17 protein-coding genes are annotated in these 19,466 nt (G+C 68.6%); all 17 read left to right on the forward strand.

What is annotated here, in order from left to right; translation table 11 throughout:
* Positions 1-72 precede the first annotated feature (72 nt).
* The 17 genes from INF26_RS03340 to INF26_RS03420 all read left to right on the forward strand — a co-directional run bounded on the left by INF26_RS03340 (position 73) and on the right by INF26_RS03420 (position 19,101).
* Positions 73-399 carry a PTS fructose transporter subunit IIB gene (locus tag INF26_RS03340; RefSeq protein ID WP_193529295.1) on the forward strand — a complete coding sequence of 109 codons (327 nt, stop codon included), beginning with the start codon at positions 73-75 and terminating at the stop codon, positions 397-399.
* Positions 399-1,523, forward strand: coding sequence for a PTS fructose transporter subunit IIC (locus tag INF26_RS03345; RefSeq protein ID WP_193529296.1), 1,125 nt, complete (start codon positions 399-401; stop codon positions 1,521-1,523). The genes INF26_RS03340 and INF26_RS03345 overlap by 1 nt, the downstream gene beginning before the upstream one ends.
* 108 nt (positions 1,524-1,631) lie before the next feature.
* Positions 1,632-2,522, forward strand: coding sequence for a class II fructose-bisphosphate aldolase (locus INF26_RS03350; protein WP_193529297.1), 891 nt, complete (start codon positions 1,632-1,634; stop codon positions 2,520-2,522).
* Positions 2,523-2,527: 5 nt separating this feature from the next.
* Complete coding sequence (locus INF26_RS03355) at positions 2,528-3,682, forward strand: glycerate kinase family protein (RefSeq protein WP_193529298.1); 1,155 nt, start codon at positions 2,528-2,530, stop codon at positions 3,680-3,682.
* Positions 3,679-5,298: a class I adenylate-forming enzyme family protein gene (locus INF26_RS03360; RefSeq protein ID WP_193529299.1), complete on the forward strand. Its 1,620-nt coding sequence runs from the start codon at positions 3,679-3,681 to the stop codon at positions 5,296-5,298. The genes INF26_RS03355 and INF26_RS03360 overlap by 4 nt, the downstream gene beginning before the upstream one ends.
* A 3-nt stretch (positions 5,299-5,301) precedes the next feature.
* Positions 5,302-6,894, forward strand: coding sequence for an acyl CoA:acetate/3-ketoacid CoA transferase (locus INF26_RS03365; RefSeq protein ID WP_193529300.1), 1,593 nt, complete (start codon positions 5,302-5,304; stop codon positions 6,892-6,894).
* Between the two features lie 46 nt (positions 6,895-6,940).
* Positions 6,941-7,792 (forward strand): 3-hydroxyacyl-CoA dehydrogenase family protein, encoded by an 852-nt coding sequence (locus INF26_RS03370; protein ID WP_193529301.1) that lies wholly within the window; start codon positions 6,941-6,943, stop codon positions 7,790-7,792.
* A gap of 48 nt (positions 7,793-7,840) precedes the next feature.
* A complete protein-coding gene (locus tag INF26_RS03375; protein ID WP_193529302.1) occupies positions 7,841-9,058 on the forward strand; it encodes a thiolase family protein in 1,218 nt (405 codons plus the stop codon).
* A gap of 167 nt (positions 9,059-9,225) precedes the next feature.
* A complete protein-coding gene (locus INF26_RS03380) occupies positions 9,226-10,416 on the forward strand; it encodes an iron-containing alcohol dehydrogenase (RefSeq protein WP_193529303.1) in 1,191 nt (396 codons plus the stop codon).
* Positions 10,417-10,538: 122 nt separating this feature from the next.
* Positions 10,539-11,513 (forward strand): aldo/keto reductase, encoded by a 975-nt coding sequence (locus INF26_RS03385; protein ID WP_193529304.1) that lies wholly within the window; start codon positions 10,539-10,541, stop codon positions 11,511-11,513.
* A 10-nt stretch (positions 11,514-11,523) separates the two neighbouring features.
* Complete coding sequence (locus INF26_RS03390; protein ID WP_193529305.1) at positions 11,524-12,801, forward strand: MFS transporter; 1,278 nt, start codon at positions 11,524-11,526, stop codon at positions 12,799-12,801.
* A 50-nt stretch (positions 12,802-12,851) separates the two neighbouring features.
* On the forward strand, positions 12,852-13,310 hold the full coding sequence (locus tag INF26_RS03395; RefSeq protein WP_193529306.1) for a PTS sugar transporter subunit IIA: 459 nt from the start codon (positions 12,852-12,854) through the stop codon (positions 13,308-13,310).
* Positions 13,311-13,378: 68 nt separating this feature from the next.
* Entirely contained in the window at positions 13,379-13,960 is a 582-nt protein-coding gene (locus INF26_RS03400) for a DJ-1 family glyoxalase III (protein WP_193529307.1), read from the forward strand.
* Between the two features lie 304 nt (positions 13,961-14,264).
* A complete protein-coding gene (gene argC, locus INF26_RS03405; RefSeq protein ID WP_193529308.1) occupies positions 14,265-15,341 on the forward strand; it encodes an N-acetyl-gamma-glutamyl-phosphate reductase in 1,077 nt (358 codons plus the stop codon).
* 48 nt (positions 15,342-15,389) lie between these two features.
* A complete protein-coding gene (gene argJ / locus INF26_RS03410) occupies positions 15,390-16,676 on the forward strand; it encodes a bifunctional glutamate N-acetyltransferase/amino-acid acetyltransferase ArgJ (protein ID WP_193529309.1) in 1,287 nt (428 codons plus the stop codon).
* Between the two features lie 244 nt (positions 16,677-16,920).
* Entirely contained in the window at positions 16,921-17,796 is an 876-nt protein-coding gene (argB, locus tag INF26_RS03415) for an acetylglutamate kinase (RefSeq protein ID WP_193529310.1), read from the forward strand.
* 45 nt (positions 17,797-17,841) lie between these two features.
* Positions 17,842-19,101 (forward strand): acetylornithine/succinylornithine family transaminase, encoded by a 1,260-nt coding sequence (locus INF26_RS03420; protein ID WP_226371819.1) that lies wholly within the window; start codon positions 17,842-17,844, stop codon positions 19,099-19,101.
* Positions 19,102-19,466 lie beyond the last annotated feature (365 nt).

The raw sequence follows: 19,466 nt of genomic DNA on the forward strand, positions 1-19,466 counted from the left end.
AGTAGAAGCCCGAGGTTGGGGCCAGGAGGGTCAAGCGAATCGGGTCGCAAATCACATGTGAGAGGAGGGGAAATGGCAGAGAAGAAGTACATCGTCGGCGTCACTGCGTGCCAGATTGGCATCGCGCACACGTTCATGGCCGCCGAGTCCCTGACCAAGGCAATCGAGGCTGCTGGCTGCGAGGCCAAGATCGAGACCCAGGGCGCCACGGGTATGGAGAACGTGATCACCGACGAGGATCTTGCTCGTGCGGATGCGGCAATCATCGCAGCCGACATCAAGATCAAGAACCCTGAGCGCTTTGATCCCATTCCGACGCTCAGCTGCAGGACGAAAGAGGTCATGACGGTTGAGACGGCCGCCGGGGTCGTGGAAGAAGTATTGGAGGCAATTAGCTAATGGCTGAGATTAAGCGCAAGAACGAGAAGAAGAAGAGCCAGGCCGGAATTGCCTGGGACGCCGTTCTCACGGGCATTTCCTACATGATTCCGTTCATTGTTGGCGGCGGCGTGCTCGAGGGCATCGCCAAGGCCATGGGCGGCTACAACATCGCCGCGGACATGGCTGCCGTGGGTGACTACACCCAGTACACGCTCGCCATGGTCGTGTATGCCATCGGTGCGGCCATCTTCGATGTTTCCGTCCCCATCATTGGTGCCTACATCGGTTGGGCCCTGGCCGACAAGCCCGGCCTCGCTCCCGGCTTCGCCGTGGGCGTCATCTCCAACACGATCAAGGCCGGCTTCCTCGGCGCCGTCATCGGCGGCCTCATTGCCGGCTACATCACCATCTGGCTCAAGGATCTCTCCAAGAAGGTCCCGACGGACGTGTCCTCGGTCTTCCCGATCCTGCTGATCCCGGTGATTTCGACTGGCGTGACGTCGCTCGTCATGTGGTACATCGTCGGCGTGCCTATCAGCTGGATCATGAACATCATCACGGGCGCCCTCACCAACCTCCAGGGCGTCGGTGGCTTTGTCTTCGGCGCCGCGATTGGTGCCGGCATGTCCACCGACCAGGGCGGCCCGATCTCCAAGGCCGTCGCCCTCGTCGCCAACGGCCTCAACGCCGATGGCATCCTCGGGCCTGCTGCCTGCAAGATGTGCGGCGGCATGCAGAACCCGCTCGGCGTCTGCATCGCCCAGATCATCGACCGCTTCACCGGCAAGAAGAAGTTCACCGACAAGGAGCGCTCGACCACGATCTCCGGCCTCGTCCTGGCCTGCTGCTACATCCAGGAGTACGTCATCCCGTTCCTCGTGCAGGACACCTGGCGCTGCCTCGTTCCCTGCCTGATCGGCGGCGCGATCTCCGGCGGCCTCTGCGGCTACTTCGCCCTCGAGTCTGCTGCCGTCCACGGCGGTGTGTTCGTCATTGCCATGATGAGCAACCCGCTCCAGTTCATCCTGTTCTGGTTCGCTGGCGCCATCGTCACCGGAACCCTCTACTTCCTGCTCCGCAAGCCGGTTGACCAGGAGGCCGAGATGGCCGGCAACGGCGTCCTCGACAAGCTGCTTGGCTAGTACCACCACCTGCCATGCGGCGGGGGAGGGGAAAACCTCCCCCGCCCTTTTTCTAAGAATCGGGCCAGACGGCCCGTATGGGAATCGGCTTTAGAAGGAGAGCCCACCATGTACGTCTCCATGAGAGAAATGCTTCAGCACGCCAGCGTCAATCACTATGCCATTCCCGCCCCCAACTGCCCGGACCTCAATATGGTTCGCGCCGCGCTCGCCGCGGCGGAGGCCGAGAAGTCCGCGCTGATCATCGACGTCTCTCCGCGTCAGATCCACATGAACGCGATTCCCGAGGCCTTCGTCCCCATGGTGGAGGCCCTGGCGGAGCCCCTGAACGTCCCCGTGGCCCTGAACCTCGACCACGGCGCCGAGTTCGAGGACATCTGCCGCTGCATCAAGGCTGGTTTCTCGAGCGTCATGTGCGACGCCTCCAGCCTGCCCTTCGAGGAAAACATCCGCCGCGTCCAGCAGGTCGTGGCGTTCGCGCACGCCAACGGTGCGTCCGTCGAGGCCGAGCTCGGCCATGTCGGCCAGGCGGCCGACGGCGATGGCCGCTCCGATGACATGTATACCAAGGTCGACATGGCCGTCGAGTTTGTCGAGCGCACCGGCTGCGACGCGCTCGCTGTGGCCATCGGCACCGCCCATGGCAAGTACCCCGCCGACTACGTCCCCCAGCTCGACTTCGGCCGCCTGGCCGAGATCAAGGAGGCCCTCGGCGAGGACTACCCGCTCGTGCTCCACGGCGGCTCCGGCGCCGGCGACGACAATTTCCGTCGCGCCGTCGAGGGCGGCATCAACAAGATCAACCTCTGGACCGACTACTCGGCCGCCTACGTCGCCGCCCTGCGTGAGTACATGGCCGAGAACGAGCGTCCGGACTACCTCCTGCTCTCCGTCGCCGCCGAGGAGAAGGCCACCGAGTGGCTTGCCCGCTACATGCGCCTCTTCGGCTCCTCGGGCCGCTATCAGTTCGGCGAGGGCAAGATGGAGGAGACGGACTAGACGCCATGACGCGCTTCGTCTTCGCATGCGACTCGTTCAAGGGGACGATCTCGTCGGCACGTGCGGCGAAGCTGCTCGAGGCTGAGGCCCGCGCCGCGTTCGGCGACGTCGAGTGCCTCGGCCTCGGCGTGGCCGACGGCGGCGAGGGCACGGTCGAGGCGGTCGTTGCGGCAACCGGCGGAAGCCTCGTCTCGGCCGAGGTCGAGGGCCCGCTCGGCGATCCCGTCCGGGCCACGTACGGCCTTCTGCCCGGCAACCGCGCCGTCATCGAGATGGCTGCCGCCTCGGGGATAACCCTCGTGTCGCGCGAGGCGCTCGACCCGCTGCGCGCCAGCACCTACGGCACGGGTCAGCTCGTCCTCGACGCCCTCGACCACGGCGCCACCGACGTCTCGCTCGCCATAGGCGGCTCTGCCACCAACGACGGCGGCATGGGCTTCGCCCGCGCCCTGGGCGCGCGCTTCCTCGACGCCGGGGGCGCGGAGCTCCGCGGCTGCGGCGCCGACCTCGAGCGCGTGGCCTCGATCGATCTCTCCGGGCTCGAGGCGCGCCTGCGCGCCGCCCGCTTCCACGTCATGTGCGACGTCGACAACCCCCTGGTCGGCGAGCGCGGGGCCACCTACGTCTTCGGCCCGCAGAAGGGCGCCTCCCCGGAGGTGCTCGAGCGCCTCGAGGCGGGCATGCGCTCCTACGCGACCGTGCTCGAGCGGACCTTCGGCACGCTCGTCGCCCACGAGGGCGGCATGGGCGCGGCCGGAGGCCTCGGCGCGGCCGCCCGCCTGTTCCTCTCCGCCGAGGTCGTCCCCGGCGTCGAGTGGGTGCTCGACCTCGTCGGGCTCGACGACGCCCTCGAGGGCGCCGCGCTGTGCGTGACGGGGGAGGGCCACGCCGACGCGCAGTCCGCCCACGGCAAGGTGATCAGCGGCGTCGCCGCGCGTTGCCGGGCGGCGGGCGTCCCCTGCGTCGCGATCGTCGGCGGCATGGACGCGAACGCCACCGAGCTTCTCGGCTGCGGCGTCGACGCGCTCGTCCCCACCGTCATCGACGCGGCGCCCCTCTCCGACGTGCTCGCTCACGCCGAGGAGAACTTCGTCCTGGCGGCGAGAAGGACCTTCTCGCTGCTGTCGATCGGAAGCCGGTTGGGAGGGGAGCGCTCGTGATCTCGGGCTCCGCGTGCTGGAACCGCGTGCTGCAGCGGGGGATGTCCCCGCGGTCCTTCGGCGGCCGTGCCGTCGTCACCTATGACGACCTTCCCGCCAGCCTCTACCACATGCTGCTCGACACGGCCCGTCGCACCCCCGACGCCACGGCGATCGTGGACGACTGGCACCGCGCCACGAGCTTCTCGGGGCTTCTCGCCCGCGTCGACGAGCTCGCCGCCCACCTCGCCTCCACGGGCGTCTCCCGCGGGGACAACGTGGGCCTGCTCATGCACGCCGACCTCGAGTTCGCCGTCACGCTCTACGCGATCTCCAAGCTCGGTGCCGTGTGCGTCCCCATCCCAACCAAGTACCGCGAGCCCGAGGTGCTCTCGCTCGTGCGCGCCGCCGACCTGTCCGCGCTCGTGGCGGGCGAGGAGTTCGGGTCCTGGGCCCCCTCGTTCGAGGGTCTGGGCGTCCCCGTGGTGTGGTCGCGCGGCGTCGCGGACGGCTACGGCTTCGCCGGCCTCTCGGGCGAGGGCGTCGACGCCGCGGGCGGGCCCGAGGACCCCGTGATCATGATGTTCACGAGCGGCACCACCTCGGCGGCCAAGGGCGTCGTGCTGCGCAACTACAACGTCTGCCACGCCGCGATGGTCTACGCGCGCCTCATGGGGACCACGCCCGAGGACCGCTGCCTCATACCGATTCCCATCTATCACGTGACCGGGCTCATCGCGCTTCTCGTCCAGTTCGTCTACGTGGGCGCCACGACCTACCTGCACCGCCTCTTCGACGCCCGCCGCGTGCTCACCTGTGTGCGCGACGACGAGATCACCTACCTGCACGGCTCGCCGACCTCCTTCGCCGAGCTCCTGCCCCTGCGCGACGAGTTCCGCGAGCTGCCGAGCGTCCGCGCGATGCTCTCGGGCTCGAGCTACGAGCCGCTTCCGGCCATGCGGGCCTTCCACGAGTGGATGCCCACGGCCACCTTCCAGGTGGTCTACGGCATGACCGAGACCGCCTCGCCGGCCCTGCTCTTCCCGCTCGACTCGCCCACCTCCGTCTACGCCGGCGCCACGGGCAAGCCCGTGCCGGGCGTCGACGCCAAGATCGTGGACGAGTCCGGCGCCGAGGTCGCGCTCGGCGAGACGGGCGAGCTCATGCTCCGCGGCGCCTGCGTCACCGAGGGCTACTACGGGGACGCCGCGCCCGGCCCGGACGCGGAGGGCTGGCTCGCCACCGGCGACATGGCCCGCGCCAACGCCGAGGGCATGGTCTGGGTCGTCGACCGCAAGAAGGACATGATCAACCGCGGCGGCGAGAAGGTCTGGTGCTCCGCGCTCGAGGAGGTCATCTGCGAGCTGCCGTTCGTCTCGGCCTGCTGCGCCGCCGGCATCCCCGACGAGCTCTACGGCGAGGTCCCCGTGGCCGCCGTGGTGCCCGCCCCCGGGACCGCGCCCACCGAGCGGGAGCTCACCGACGCGCTCCGTGGCCGCATCGCCCACTTCAAGATCCCCGTCCACGTGGTCTTCGTGGACGCGATCCCCACCACGCGCGGGGACAAGCCCGACCGCCGCGCGGTCCGCGCCCTCGTGCTCGACTCGCTCAAGACCCCAACGACAGAGGAGAGGTAGCTCATGGCAGCAAACGCGCTCGCTGCAACCTTCGTCACCCCGGAGGAGGTGGCAGCCTCCATCCCGGACGGGGCGACGATCTGCACGATCGGCATGACGCTCGTCTCGGCCTCCGAGTCCAACCTCAAGGCCATCGAGCAGCGCTTCCTCGAGACCGGCCACCCCTGCGGCCTCACGCTGCTGCACTCGTGCGGCCAGTCCGACCGCGCCCGCGGCATCCAGCACCTCGCCCACGAGGGCCTCGTGACGCGCATCATCGGCAGCCACTGGGGCCTCCAGCCGCGCTGGATGGACATGATCGCCAACAACCAGGTCGAGGCCTACTGCCTGCCCCAGGGCCAGATCGCCCAGCTCTACCGCTCCATGGCGTGCGGCCTGCCGGGCAAGATGAGCAAGGTCGGCCTGGGCACCTTCATCGACCCGCGCGTCGAGGGCGGCAAGATGAACGAGCGCACCAAGGGGCTCCCCGACATCTCCGAGGTCATCGAGCTCCACGGCGAGGAGTACATGTTCTACCACGAGGTCCCCATCGACGTGTGCCTGATCCGCGGCACCACCTGCGACGAGATGGGCAACCTCACCACCACCGACGAGGCCATGAAGCTCGAGGTCTTCAACGCGGTGCTCGCCACCAAGCGCTACGGTGGCCAGGTCATCGCCCAGGTGCGCGAGGTCGCCCAGACCGGCACGATCAACCCCAAGGACGTGACCGTCCCCGGCGTGTTCATCGACAAGGTCGTGGTCTGCCCCAACCCGGAGGAGGACCACCGCATGACGTCCTCCATCTACTTCGACCCGTCCTACGTGGGCAAGCTCCGCGTGCCCGCCTCCGCGGTGGAGCCCGCGCCCTTCAACGAGCGCAAGTTCATCGCCCGCCGCGGCTGCAAGGAGCTCTACCCGGGCTGCGTGGTCAACCTCGGCACCGGCATCCCCAACGACATGGTGGGCCGCGTCGTGGCCGAGGAGGGCCTCTCCGACCAGGTGATGATCACCGTGGAGAGCGGCATCTACGGCGGCGTCCAGCTCGGCGGCATCGACTTCGGCATCGGCCAGAACCTGCTCGCCATGGTGAGCCACCCCGAGCAGTTCGACTACTACGACGGCGCGGGCGTCGACGTGACCTACATGGGCATGGGCGAGCTCGACGGCGAGGGCAACGTCAACTCCACCAAGATGGGCCCGCGCTGCGCCGGCGCGGGCGGCTTCGTCGACATCACGCAGAACGCCAAGACGGTCGTCTTCCTCGGAACCTTCACCGCCAAGGGCGCGCGCTACGACTTCTCGGACGGCAAGCTCACCATCCTCCAGGAGGGCGCCATCAAGAAGATGGTCTCCCATGTGGGCCAGCTCTCCTTCAACGGCCCCGCGGCGCGCAGGAAGGGCCAGCGCGTCGTGGTGGTCACGGAGCGCGCGGTCTTCGAGCTCGTTCCCGAGGGCGTCATGCTCACCGAGATCGCCCCGGGCGTCGACCTCCAGACGCAGGTGCTCGACATGATGGACTTCTCGCCCATCGTCTCGCCCGACCTGCGCGAGATGGACGCCGCGCTCTTCCGCACGGACGGCCCGTGCGGCTTCGCCGAGTCGTTCGGCGCGTAAGGCACACCCCAGAAGCAACTGGTCAAGAAGAGAAAGGGAGCAAGCAATGGAGAACGTCAAGGTAGCGGTCATCGGTTCCGGCCTCATGGGAGGTGGCATCGCCCAGGCGTGCGCGCAGGCGGGGCTCACCGTCGTCAACCTCGACATCGCCCAGGAGCCGCTTGACAAGGCCCAGGCGCTCGTCGCCGGCCTCATGCAGAAGAAGGTCGCCAAGGGCAAGATGACCCAGGAGGAGTGCGACGCCGTGCTCGGTCGCCTCTCCTACTCGACTGACTACGCCCAGCTCGCCGGCGCCAAGTTCGTGATCGAGGCCGTCCCCGAGCGCCTCGACCTCAAGCAGGCCACCTTCAAGCAAATCGACGCCAACGCCGACGAGGGTGCCGTCCTTCTCACCAACACCTCCGGCATCGACATCGACGAGATCGCCGCCGCCACGAGCCGCCCCGAGTCCGTCCTGGGCATGCACTTCTTCTATCCCGCGCCCGTCATGAAGCTCGTCGAGATCATCCGCGGCGAGAAGACCTCCGACGAGGCCTACGAGGCCACCCGCGAGCTGGCCGAGGCCATCGGCAAGACCGCCGTGTCCGCCCCCAACACCCCCGGCTTCATCGTCAACCGCATCATCAATCCCTACGAGAACATGGGCGCCTGGCTCGTCTCCGAGGGCGTCTCCCCGGCGGATGTGGACACGGCCATGAAGCTGGCCTGCAACCACCCGATGGGCCCCTGCGAGCTCATGGACTTCTCGGGCATCGACGTGGTCTACGCCTCCCTCATGAACCTCTACGAGGGCTACGACCACGACGACCTCTATCGTCCCGCCCCGATCTTCAAGGAGCTGCTCGATGCCGGCAAGCTGGGCCGCAAGTCCGGCCACGGCTTCTACGACTACGAGTAGCGCCCGGCGAGAAGGACCCCGAACCGCAACCCTCCAGGAAGGAAGAACATGAGCAACCGCACCTTTGACAAGCGCCCCGACGACATCGTCATCGTCTCCGGCGCCCGCACGCCGATCGCCAAGTTCGGCGGCAGCCTCAAGACCGTCTCCGCCATCGACATGGGCGCCCTCGTCGTGGGCGAGGCCGTGAAGCGCGCCGGGATCGAGCCGGCGGCCGTGGACGAGTGCATCATCGGCCAGGTGGGCTCCTGGGGCCCCAACGGCTTCGTCGCCCGCGCCATCAGCCTCAAGGCCGGCCTCCCCAACGAGACCTGCGCCTACTCCGTGAACCGCCAGTGCGGCTCGGGCCTCCAGTCCATCGCCGACGGCATCATGGAGATCCAGACCGGTCAGGCCGAGGTCGTGGTGGCCGGCGGCTCCGAGAGCCTCTCGCAGCTCCCGTACTACGTGACCGATGCCCGCTGGGGCGCCCGCATGGGCCACAAGCAGTTCGAGGACGGCGTGATCGACATCCTCACCTGGCCGCTCGACATGTCCCACAACGGCGTCACCGCCGAGAACGTCGCCAAGAAGTTCAACGTGAGCCGCGAGGAGCAGGACGCCTTCGCCGCCCGCAGCCAGCAGCGCGCCTGCAAGGCCGTCGCCGACGGCGTCTTCGCCGAGGAGATCGTCCCCGTCGAGGTCAAGGGCCGCAAGGGCGCCGTCACCGTCTTCGACACCGACGAGGGCCCGCGCGAGGGCGTGACCGCCGAGAGCCTCGCCAAGCTCCGCCCGTGCTTCGTCACCGACGGGACCGGCAGCGTCACGGCCGGCAACTCCTCCTCCCTGAACGACGCCGCGGCCGCCGTGGTCATCATGACCCGCGCCAAGGCCGAGGAGCTCGGCTGCACCCCGATGGTCGCCATCCGCGGCTTCGCCATCGCCGGCTACGACGCGTCGCTCATGGGCTACTCGCCGTACTTCTCGTCCAAGAAGCTGGCCGAGAAGCTCGAGCTCGACCTCACCGCCATCGACTTCTTCGAGATCAACGAGGCCTTCGCGTCCCAGGCCTACGCCGTGGCCCGCGACCTCGGCCTCGACCAGGAGAAGGTCAACATCTACGGCGGCGGCATCTCCCTCGGCCACCCCATCGGCGCCACCGGCACGGTCCTCGCTATCAAGTGCGCCTACGAGCTCGCCCGCCGTCACCCCGAGAAGCGCGACGCCATGGTCTCCATGTGCATCGGCGGAGGCCAGGGCATCTCGATGTACTTCACCGCGGAGTAGGCGACCCTCCGGGCGGGGGCGGGTCATGCCGCTGCGCTCGGACAGTCCTCGCCGCAAAGGGCGCGGCTGCGGAACTCGCGGTCGGCATGACCCGCCCCCGCGGCAGGCGGCATCCCTCCGCGGTTTTCTCGAACCACAGGCTTCCTTACAGAAAGGATCTTGCTGCAATGGTTAATTTTGAGTATCTCGTCCCGACCAAGGTCGTCTTCGGCAAGGACACCGAGTGCGAGACCGGTCGTCTGATCAAGGAGTGCGGCGGCACCAAGGCACTCATCCACTGGGGCGGCGACTACGTCCGCGACACCGGCCTGCTCGACCGCATCGAGAAGAGCATGGACGAGGCCGGCGTGGGCTACGTCGAGTTCGACGGCGTCGTCCCCAACCCGCGCCTGTCGCTCGTGAAGGAGGGCGTCGAGCTCTGCCGTCGCGAGGGCGTCGACTTCGTCCTCGCCATCGGCGGCGGCTCGGCCATCGACTCCTCCAAGGCCATCGCCTACGGCCTGGCCAACGACTTCGAGCTCGAGGACCTCTTCCTCCACAAGGTGACCACCGACAAGATCGCCAAGCTCGGCGCCGTCTCCACGCTCGCCGGCACCGGCTCCGAGACCTCCAACTCCACCGTCATCGACATCGACACGATGGGCGAGAAGGTCCTCAAGCGCTCCTACAACCACGAGTGCGCGCGCCCGCTCTTCGCGATCATGAACCCCGAGCTCACCTACTCGCTGCCCGCCTTCCAGACGGCCGCCCCGGGCGCCGACATCATGATGCACACGATGGAGCGCTACTTCACCCGCGAGAAGGGCACGCAGCTCATCGACGCCATGTCCGAGGGTCTCATGCGCACCGTGCGCGCCGCCGTTCCGGCCGCCCTGGCCGACCCCACGAGCTACGAGGCGCGCGCCAACCTCATGTGGGCCGGCTCGCTCTCGCACTGCGGCCTCACCGGCACCGGCCTGGTGGGCGACTTCGCGTCCCACGCCATCGGCCAGGAGCTCGGTGCCATGTTCGACATGGCACACGGCGTGAGCCTCACCGCCATCTGGTCCACGTGGGCCAAGTACGTCCTGGACGTGCGCCCGGAGCGCTTCGCCCAGTTCGGCGTCAACGTCTTCGGCGTGGTCAACGACTTCGACGACGTGCGCGCCACGGCGCTGCGCGGCATCGAGGCCTGGGACCAGTGGTGCCACTCGATCGGCATGCCGACCTCGCTCTCCGAGGCGGGCGTGAGCCCCACCGACGAGCAGATCCACGAGATGGCCGTCTCGGCCGTGGAGGCCCGCGGCGGCGACCACGCCGGCGCCTTCATGGAGCTGCACGTCGAGGACATCGAGCAGATCCTCAAGAACGCCCGCTAGACTGCCGCATCCCACCCCCGGGGCGCGCGCCCTCGACCCCGCGCGCCCCACGCAGGCAGGTGCTCCCGGCCCCATCTCGGGAGGGGCCGGGAGCTTTTCTAAGAATCGCTTTGGAGGATGACATGGAAGCTGGTCCGAAGACTGTGGTGCCCGTTGACGTGACGGCTACAGGAAGTGGCAAGCTCGCTCAACCGCATGTACGGTTGACGGGAAAATGCGACCGTTACGTGCTGTCCAACGGCGTGGAGATTCCCTGCCTTGGTTTCGGGACGTACATGGTTCCCAATGACGAACGGGGGGAGCGCGCCATATGCTGTGCGCTCGAGACCGGGTTCCGCCACATTGACACCGCTGCCCAATACGGCAACGAGGACCTGTTGGGGCGCGTCATCGCCGAATCGGGGATACCTCGCGGGGAGCTCTTCCTCACGAGCAAGCTGCGCAACGTCGACCAAGGGTACGAGTCGGCGCTCAAGGCATTCGAGAAGACGTGTCGCGATCTGGGGACGGACTATCTCGACCTCTATCTGATTCATTGGCCCAAGGTCGGAGGTTTCGAGGATGCCTGGCGCGAGCGCGTCTGGGACAGCTGGCGCGCCTTCGAGGAGCTGTATGCCGCCGGCCGCGTGCGTGCCATCGGCGTCTCCAACTTCCTCGTGCACCATCTCGCGGTGCTTCTCGAGCGCGCGAGCGTGGTTCCCCACGTCAACCAGATTGAGCTAAACCCGACCTACCAGCAGCGCGAGACCGTCACATGGTGTCGCGAGCGCGGCATACAGCTCGAGGCGTGGGCCCCGCTCGGGCGGGGGAAGGTCGCGCGTGACCAGCACGTGGTGGAGATGGCCGAGCGTCTGGGCAAGGACGTAGGTCAGATCTGCGTGAGATGGGCTCTCCAGCATGGCTTCGTCACCATGCCCAAGTCGATGCGCGAGGAGCGAATCAGGTCCAACAGCGAGGTCTTTGACTTCGAGCTCTCCGACGAGGACATGACCGCCCTCGACGCCCTCAACACGACGGACAACTACACCTTCCATCCCGATCGCCTGGAGGAGTGGGCGGTTCGCGTCGCTGCCGCGCACGCGGAGTCGGGAGTGTGAGACAGCGCCCATGTCAACGCAGCTTCGTCGTCCTTTAGTGCTGGTGGCGGGGGCGCTCCTGCTCCTGCTCCTGGGACTCATCTATGCGTACTCGGTCCTTCTCGCCCCGCTCAAGGTCGCCTTTGACTGGGACGTCTCCGGGATGACGCTGATATTTGCGCTCTCCATCATCTCGTTTACCGTGGGATGTCTCGTTTCCGGAGAGCTTGAGCGCCGTGGGTTCGATCGGCCGGGTCTCCTCCTGGGGGCAGCTCTTCTGCTTGCAGGATTTATCGGAACCTCGTCGGCGGGCGGTGCGACGAGCCTGCTCTCAACGGTGGCGTTTTACGGTGTGGTGTCGAGCCTGGGTATCGGCGTCGTCTACAACATCGTGATCCCCACGGTAACCGCCTGGTTCCCCGATCGCCCTGGCATGGCGCAGGGCGTTGCCCTCATGGGCTTTGGATGCGGCGGCTTCGTGCTGGGGCCGGTGATGACGCAGCTGTATTCCATGCTTGACTGGCGCCTGGTTCTCGTTGGCACCGGCGTGCTGTTTGCGGCTGCCGTGATGCTGACGGCTCTTGTCGTGCGTCCTCCCACCGCTCGGGAGGGGGCTGCGCTCTCCGGTTTGGCCCCCGACTCCGACCGCGGGGGAGACGGGTCCGCTGGCGGCAATCGGGATGCCGGGCTTGCGGAGATGCTGCGCGACAGGTCGTTCTATCTGCTCTACGCCTTCCTCTTCTTCATGGGGAGCGTGGGGATGGGGGTGACCGGCATAGGGCGTGAGCTGCCCCTGTCACTTGGCGCGGACGACATGACCGCCGCGTTCGTCATAGGCTTCGTCAACATCGGCAGCGGCATCGGGCGCCTGTGCGGGGGCGCCGCGCTCGACCGGCTGGGGCGCGGTCCCGCAATGTTTGCGATGGCGGTGCTTGGCGTCGCCGGCCCGCTTTCGCTTGTGGCGTCGCTCCTCCTGACCTCGCTTCCGCTGCAGACGGTCGCATGTCTCGTTACGGGGATCGGTTGGGGTGCGGCAGTGGTGTCCATGCCCTTCGTGACGCGCACGGAGTGGGGCCAGAGCAACATGGCAGAAAACATGGCTGTCGTGAACACCTACAGCATCTTCGGGTCAGTTGTGGGGTCATGGGGGTCTGGTCTGCTCTCCACCATGCTGGGCTCCTTCGTGCCCGTTCTCTTTGCCATGTGCATCATGGGCCTGGCGAGCGTGTTCGTGGCGGTCATGCTTCGTGCGGGGGCTGCGACAAATGTGTCGTCACGCACGCGAACGGGGCGCACTACGGTAGAATAAGGCCGCGTATTCAAGCGCCTGGGGCGCATATCCGTGATGGAGGAGATTACATGAGCCAGTTCGTCAGCGAGAAGAGCGTCTTCGTCAACCAGAACCTCGAGTCCCGCGAGGCGCTGCTGCGCTTCGTCTCCGACAAGGCCGCCGAGTTCGGCATCACCGACAACGCCGACGCCGTCTACGACGCCTTCATGGCGCGCGAGGCCATGGGCGAGACCGGCATGACCGACGGCTTCGCCGTGCCGCACGCCAAGTCCGACGACATCAAGGAGGCCGCCGTCATCGTGGTCAAGAACGACCGCGCCCTCGAGTGGCCGAGCTTCGACGAGAAGCCCGTCGACGTCGCCATCGCCCTGCTCGTCCCCGGCGGCGAGGCCGGCACCACCCACATCAAGCTCCTCTCCAAGACCGCCGTCCTGCTCATGAAGGACGAGTTCAAGAACCTCGTCCACGGCACCGACGACGCGGCCGCCATCGCCGACGCCATCAACGCGGGCATCGACGAGGAGTAGGTTCGCCCACGCTCGAAGCTTCGGGCCCCGTCGGCACGCCGGCGGGGCCCTCGTCATAGGGAGGCATCATGTTCAAGCAGGCAAGCGACGCGCGCGTGGCCGTGTTCGTGGCACCGGGCCTGGAGGAGATCGAGGGTCTCACGGTGGTGGACCTGCTCTTCCGCGCGGGCATCCCGTGCGACACCGTGGCGATCACGCCCGAGCGGACGGTCACGTCCTCGCACGAGGTGACGATCGTGTGCGACCGCTCCGTCACCGAGCCGGGCTTCTCGTTCGACGACTACGACATGCTGGTGCTGCCCGGCGGCATCCCCGGCACGCCCAACCTGCGCGCGTGCGAGCCGCTCTGCTCGGCGCTGGCCGAGTTCTCCGCCGCCGGCCGCCCCCTTGCCGCGATCTGCGCCGCCCCGTCGATCCTCGCCGAGCTGGGCCTGCTCGAGGGGCGTCGCGCAACCTCCAACCCCGGCTTCCAGCACGTGCTCGCCGAGCACGGCGCCGAGCTCCTCGCCGACGAGTCCGTCGTCGTGGACGGCAACCTGATCACGAGCCAGGGCGCGGGCACGGCCATGCTCTTCGGCCTGGAGATCGTGCGCCACTTCCTCGGCGACGAGGCCGTCGAGCGCGTGCGCGCGGGCGTCGTCCTGCGCTAGCGGCCACGGGCGCATGATTCTTCTCGCCTGGCGCGCGCCCGTTTGCGTTTGTGCACGAGTTAGGGGGCTGAGGGCCTGTCTTGGCGCTGCGTTTTCCCAGTTGGCGCCTGACAGGAGAGGCCGGCCGGCGCGCTAACTCGTGCACAACTCGCACGCGGGACGCAAGAGTCGAGCGAGAAGCACGCGCGGCGAGAGGGACGTCCGCCCGCGCCCCGCATGTGACAAGCAGGTGACGCCGCCTTGACGGGCGCCGGGGCGCGTGCCATGTTGTGCGGAGTCGATTCTTCCCCGAGGAGGTCTTTCAATGGAGCGCGTGCGGGCATGTGTGGTGGGGGCCACGGGATACGCCGGGGTCGAGGTGTGCCGCCTCGTGCTGGCGCACCCCGCTCTCGAGCTGACCATGGCAACGGACCGCAAGGAGGCCGGCACGCGCCTGGACGCCGTGTACCCCTCGCTCGCGGGCGCCTGCGAGATCGTGCTCTCGCTGCCCGAGCCCGACGCCATCGCCGCGGCGGCCGACGTGGCCTTCCTCGCCGTGCCGCACACCGCGAGCCTGGCGCTCACCCCAGAGCTGCTCGCCCGCGGCGTCAACGTGATTGACCTCTCCGCGGACTACCGCCTCCATGACCCCGCGGTCTACGAGGCCTGGTATGCGACCCCGCACACCTCGCCCGAGCTGCTCTCCCAGACGGTCTACGGCCTGCCGGAGCTCTTCCGTGCCGGCGTCGCCGAGCTCGCGGCGCGCCGCGCTGCCGGCGAGGCCGTGCTCGTGGCCGTCCCGGGGTGCTATCCCACGGCGACGGCGCTCGCCGCCGCGCCCGCCCTCGCGTCGGGTCTCGCGACCGGCGACCTCGTGATCGCCGACGCCATCTCCGGCGTCTCCGGCGCCGGCCGCGGCTGCAACGCGCGCACCCACTTCTGCCACGCCAACGAGTCCGTCGAGGCCTACGGCGTGGCCAAGCACCGCCACACGCCGGAGATCGAGCAGACGCTCTCCGAGGTGGCGGGCCGCGAGATGTCCGTCGTCTTCACGCCGCACCTGGCCCCGCTCACGCGCGGCCTGCTCTCCACGGTCTACCTCGAGGCGGCCCCCGGCGTGACGGCCGAGGACGTCCAGGCGGCCTACGAGCGCGCCTACGCCGACGAGCCGCTGGTCACGGCGCTTCCCGCCGGCTCCATGCCGGCCACCTCCTCCGTCTTCGGCACCGCGCGCGCCCAGGTGGGCGTGGCCCTGGACGACCGACGACGACGCACGATCGTCGCGTCCTGCGCGATCGACAACCTCGGGAAGGGCGCGGCGGCCCAGGCCGTCCAGTGCGCCAACATCGTGCTCGGCCTTCCCGAGACCACGGGGCTTCTCGCCCCGGCGCCCCTCGTCTAAGCCAAGGCGCCCGCCCATGCGCGGGCGCGGACAACGGAGAAGAACCCTATGAACAGCTTTGAACCGCTCGCGGTCCCGTGTGGTCCCGACGCGCCCGAGGCCTGCGGCTTCGTCCCCTGTGAGGGTGGCGTCTGCGCCGCCGCCGGGGTGCGCGCCGCAGGCGTCTCGGCCGGCTTCCGCAAGAACCCCAACCGTCTGGACCTCGCCCTGGTGGCCGCCGACGAGGCGTGCGTCGCCGCCGCCACGTTCACGACCAACCGCTTCTGCGCGGCGCCCGTCACCGTGAGCCGAGCCCACGTCGCCGACGGGCGCGCCCGGGCGATCGTCCTGAACTCCGGCAACGCTAACGCCGCCACGGGCGAGCCCGGCCTCGCCGCCGCGCACGAGGCCTGCGCGCGCGTGGCCGCCGAGCTCGGCTGCGCCGAGGACGACGTGCTCGTCGCCTCGACGGGCGTGATCGGCGTGCCGCTGCCGCTCGCCCCCTACGACGCCGGCGTGCCCGCGTGCGTCGCCGCCCTCGCGCCGACCTCCGCGGGTGCGCACGACGCGGCCTGCGCCGTCATGACCACGGACACTGTGCCGAAGGAGGTCTCGCTCGCCGGCGAGGTCCCGCAGGCCGGTGGCGGCACCGTGACCGTGCACGTGGGCGGCTTCGTCAAGGGCTCGGGCATGATCCAGCCCAACATGGCGACGATGCTCGCGGTCCTCGCGACGGACGCCCCGCTCACGGCCGACGCGGCCCGCGAGGCCCTGCGCTCCGCCGTGGGCGTCTCGTTCAACAAGGTGACGGTGGACTCCGACACCTCCACCAACGACTCGGCGTTCCTGCTCGCAACCGGTGCCGCCGGGGGCGAGAAGATCGACTGCTCGCACCCGGCATACCCCGCCGTGGCGGCTGCGGTCCGCGCCGCGTGCGTCGACCTCGCGCGCAAGATCGCCGCGGACGGGGAGGGCTCCACGAAGCTCGTCACCGTGACCGTCGCGGGCGCCGCGAGCGCCGCCGACGCGGACGTCGTCGCCCGTGCGATCGCCAACTCGCCCCTGGTCAAGACCGCAATCTTCGGCCACGACGCCAACTGGGGCCGCGTGGCGGCGGCCGCCGGCAAGTGCGGCGTGCCCTTCGACCAGACCAGCGTGGACATCGACTTCCTCGGCGTCCCGGTGTGCCGCGCCGGACTCACCGTGCCCATGGACGAGGACGACATGCTCCGACGCTTCGAGGAGCCGGAGGTCACCATCACCGTCAACCTGGGGATGGGCGAGGCCTCCACGCGCGTCTGGACCTGCGACCTCACCCACGACTACGTTACGATTAACGGCGACTACCGCACCTGACCCCACCGGGGTGGACGAGAAGGTCCGGCGCTCAGACAGCTTCGGCGCAAAGAGCGCGCCTGCAGAACTCGCGGCGGACCTTCTCGTTCACCCCTGCGCGGAACGGTGCCGCAGGGGCGGGACGGGGAGGTCCCGCCGCGAGTTCTTGGCCCGTTCTTGGCCAAGCTGTCTGAGCGCCGGGGCCTCCCCGTCCCGCCCCGGACGACCGGACAGCCCTTCTCGCCAGCGTATCTAAGGAGCAGCCATGAAGCAGCGCGACAAGCAGGAGAGGGAGGCGGCGGCCTCGAAGGTCGACGTCCTGAACGAGGCCCTGCCGTGGATCCACCGCAGCGCGGGCAAGACCTTCGTGATCAAGTACGGCGGCTCGGCCATGGAGAACCCCGAGCTCTGTCGCCAGGTGGTGGCCGACATCGAGATGCTCAAGCTGCTCGGCATCCGCATCGTGCTCGTGCACGGCGGCGGCAAGGCGATCAGCGCGCACGTCAAGGCGCTCGGCCTGCCGGTGCAGTTCAAGGGCGGCCTGCGCGTGACCGACGACGCCACGATGGAGGCCGTGCGCGAGGTGCTCGTGGGCAAGGTCAACCAGGACCTCGTCTGGGCGCTCAACGAGTACGGCCACAACGCCGTGGGCATCTCCGGCGCCGACGGCAAGACGCTCAAGGCCGAGCAGATCGACCCCGAGCTCGGGCGTGTGGGCCGCATCCGCGAGGTGGACCCGAGCCTCATCGAGACCATCCTCGAGGACGGCTACATCCCCGTGGTCGCCACGGTGGGCTGCGCCCCCGACGGCTTCTTCAACATCAACGCCGACGTGGCGGCAGGCAAGATCGCCGAGGCCCTGGGCGCCGACAAGCTGATCTACCTGACCGACGTCGACGGCCTCTACGGCGACGTCAACGACGAGGACACCCTCATCCAGACCCTCACGCGCGACGAGACCCACATGCTGCTGGACTCCGGCGAGCTGGACGGCGGCATGCTGCCCAAGATCCGCTCGATCGCCGAGGCGCTCGACGCGGGCGTCTCGGAGGTCGTCATCCTGAACGGAACGTACCCGCACTCGTTGCTTCTGGAGATCTTCACGGACGCCGGCTGCGGTACCATGTTCACCAGAAAGTAGCCGCCGCGCTCCCGCGCGGCGCGTCGTCAGGCGAAGGGAGCCCTGATGTCTGCAGACGACAAGAACCTCGAACCGGCCGTCTCGCCCGAGGAGCGCGAGCTCGACGACACCTTCGTGATGGGGACGTACGGCCGTCTCCCCGTCGAGTTCGTGGGCGGCCACGGCGCCACGCTCGTGGACGCCGAGGGCAACGAGTACCTCGACCTTCTCGGCGGCATCGGCTGCGCCAGCCTGGGCTACGGCCACCCGGCCGTGGTCGAGGCCCTGCGCGAGCAGGCCGGCCGCATCTGGCAGGTGGGCAACTACTTCTACGTCGAGCGCCGCGGCGAGCTGGCCGCGACGCTCTCCGCGCTGCTCTCCACGACCACCGACGAGGGCGGCCACGAGATGGGCTCGACGGGCACGCGCTGGAAGACGTTCTTCTCCAACTCCGGTGCCGAGGCCAACGAGGGCGCCCTCAAGCTGGCGCGCCGCTGGGGCGAGAAGAACCTCGACGGCGCCAGCACGATCGTGACCGCGCGCAAGAGCTTCCACGGCCGCACGCTGGCGACGCTCGCGGCCACCGGCCAGGACAAGTACCACAGGAGCTTCCGACCCCTGCCCGAGGGCTTCGTCTCCGTGCCGCTTAACGACATCTACACGCTGCGCGAGCGCGTCGAGCGCGGTGGCGTGTGCGCGATCATGCTCGAGTGCGTGCAGGGCGAGGGCGGCGTGTGGAATGCCAACTACGACTACCTGCGCGACGTGCGCGAGCTCTGCGCCGAGAAGGGCCTCCTGCTGATCTGCGACGAGGTCCAGACCGGGTTCTACCGCTGCGGCTCGCCGTTCTGCTATCAGCGCTCCGGGATCGAGCCGGACGTGGTTGCCATGGCCAAGGGCATCGCGGCGGGCTTCCCCATGGGCGCCGTCGCCGCGCGCGCCGAGGTCGCGGACCTGCTGCAGCCCGGCGACCACGGCTCGACCTTCGGCGGCAACGCGCTCGCGAGCGCCGTGGGCCTCGCCTGCGCGCGGACGCTCGCGGAGGGGGGCATGGGGGAGCACGTGCTCTCCGTCGGCCATCACCTGCGCCATCGCCTCACCGCGATGGAGCACGTCGTGGAGGTGCGCGGCCACGGCCTCATGCGCGGCGCGCAGCTCGACGTGCCGATCGCCACGCAGGTCGTGGAGGAGGGCCTGTCCGAGGGCCTCGTCCTCAACCACATCGGCGACTCGATTCTGCGCTTCCTCCCGCCGCTCGTGATCACCCGCGAGGAGGTCGACGAGGCCTGCGACCGCCTCGAGGCGCTGATCTCGCGCCTGGCGTAGGGGGGCGTCTAGCCGTCCTTCTCTGCGCCCGACCAAGAATCCCGCGCGGCGCCCTGCGCCCGACCAAGAATCCCGCGCGGCGCATGCAAAAGGTGAAACCATCGCATGCGCCGCTCGGCTTTTGTGTCCGTTTGGACAGAAATCCCGACCCACGCGTCCTTCTCGGCATGCGTGGGTCGGGATTCTTGGTCGGGTGGGTGGGGCCGGAATTGTGTAGGACATGAGGTTCCAAACAGTCTCGAAACTTGACTCGCTTGGGCGCGATCGCACAGCATGTCCTTATCACTGCAGGTAAACGGTATCGTGGCCCAACCCCATGGAGGTTGGTGCAAGCTGGCGGACAGCAAACGTCACTTTGCGGTAAG

This window comes from Thermophilibacter gallinarum, from assembly GCF_014982725.1.
GTDB classification, from domain to species: domain Bacteria; phylum Actinomycetota; class Coriobacteriia; order Coriobacteriales; family Atopobiaceae; genus Thermophilibacter; species Thermophilibacter gallinarum.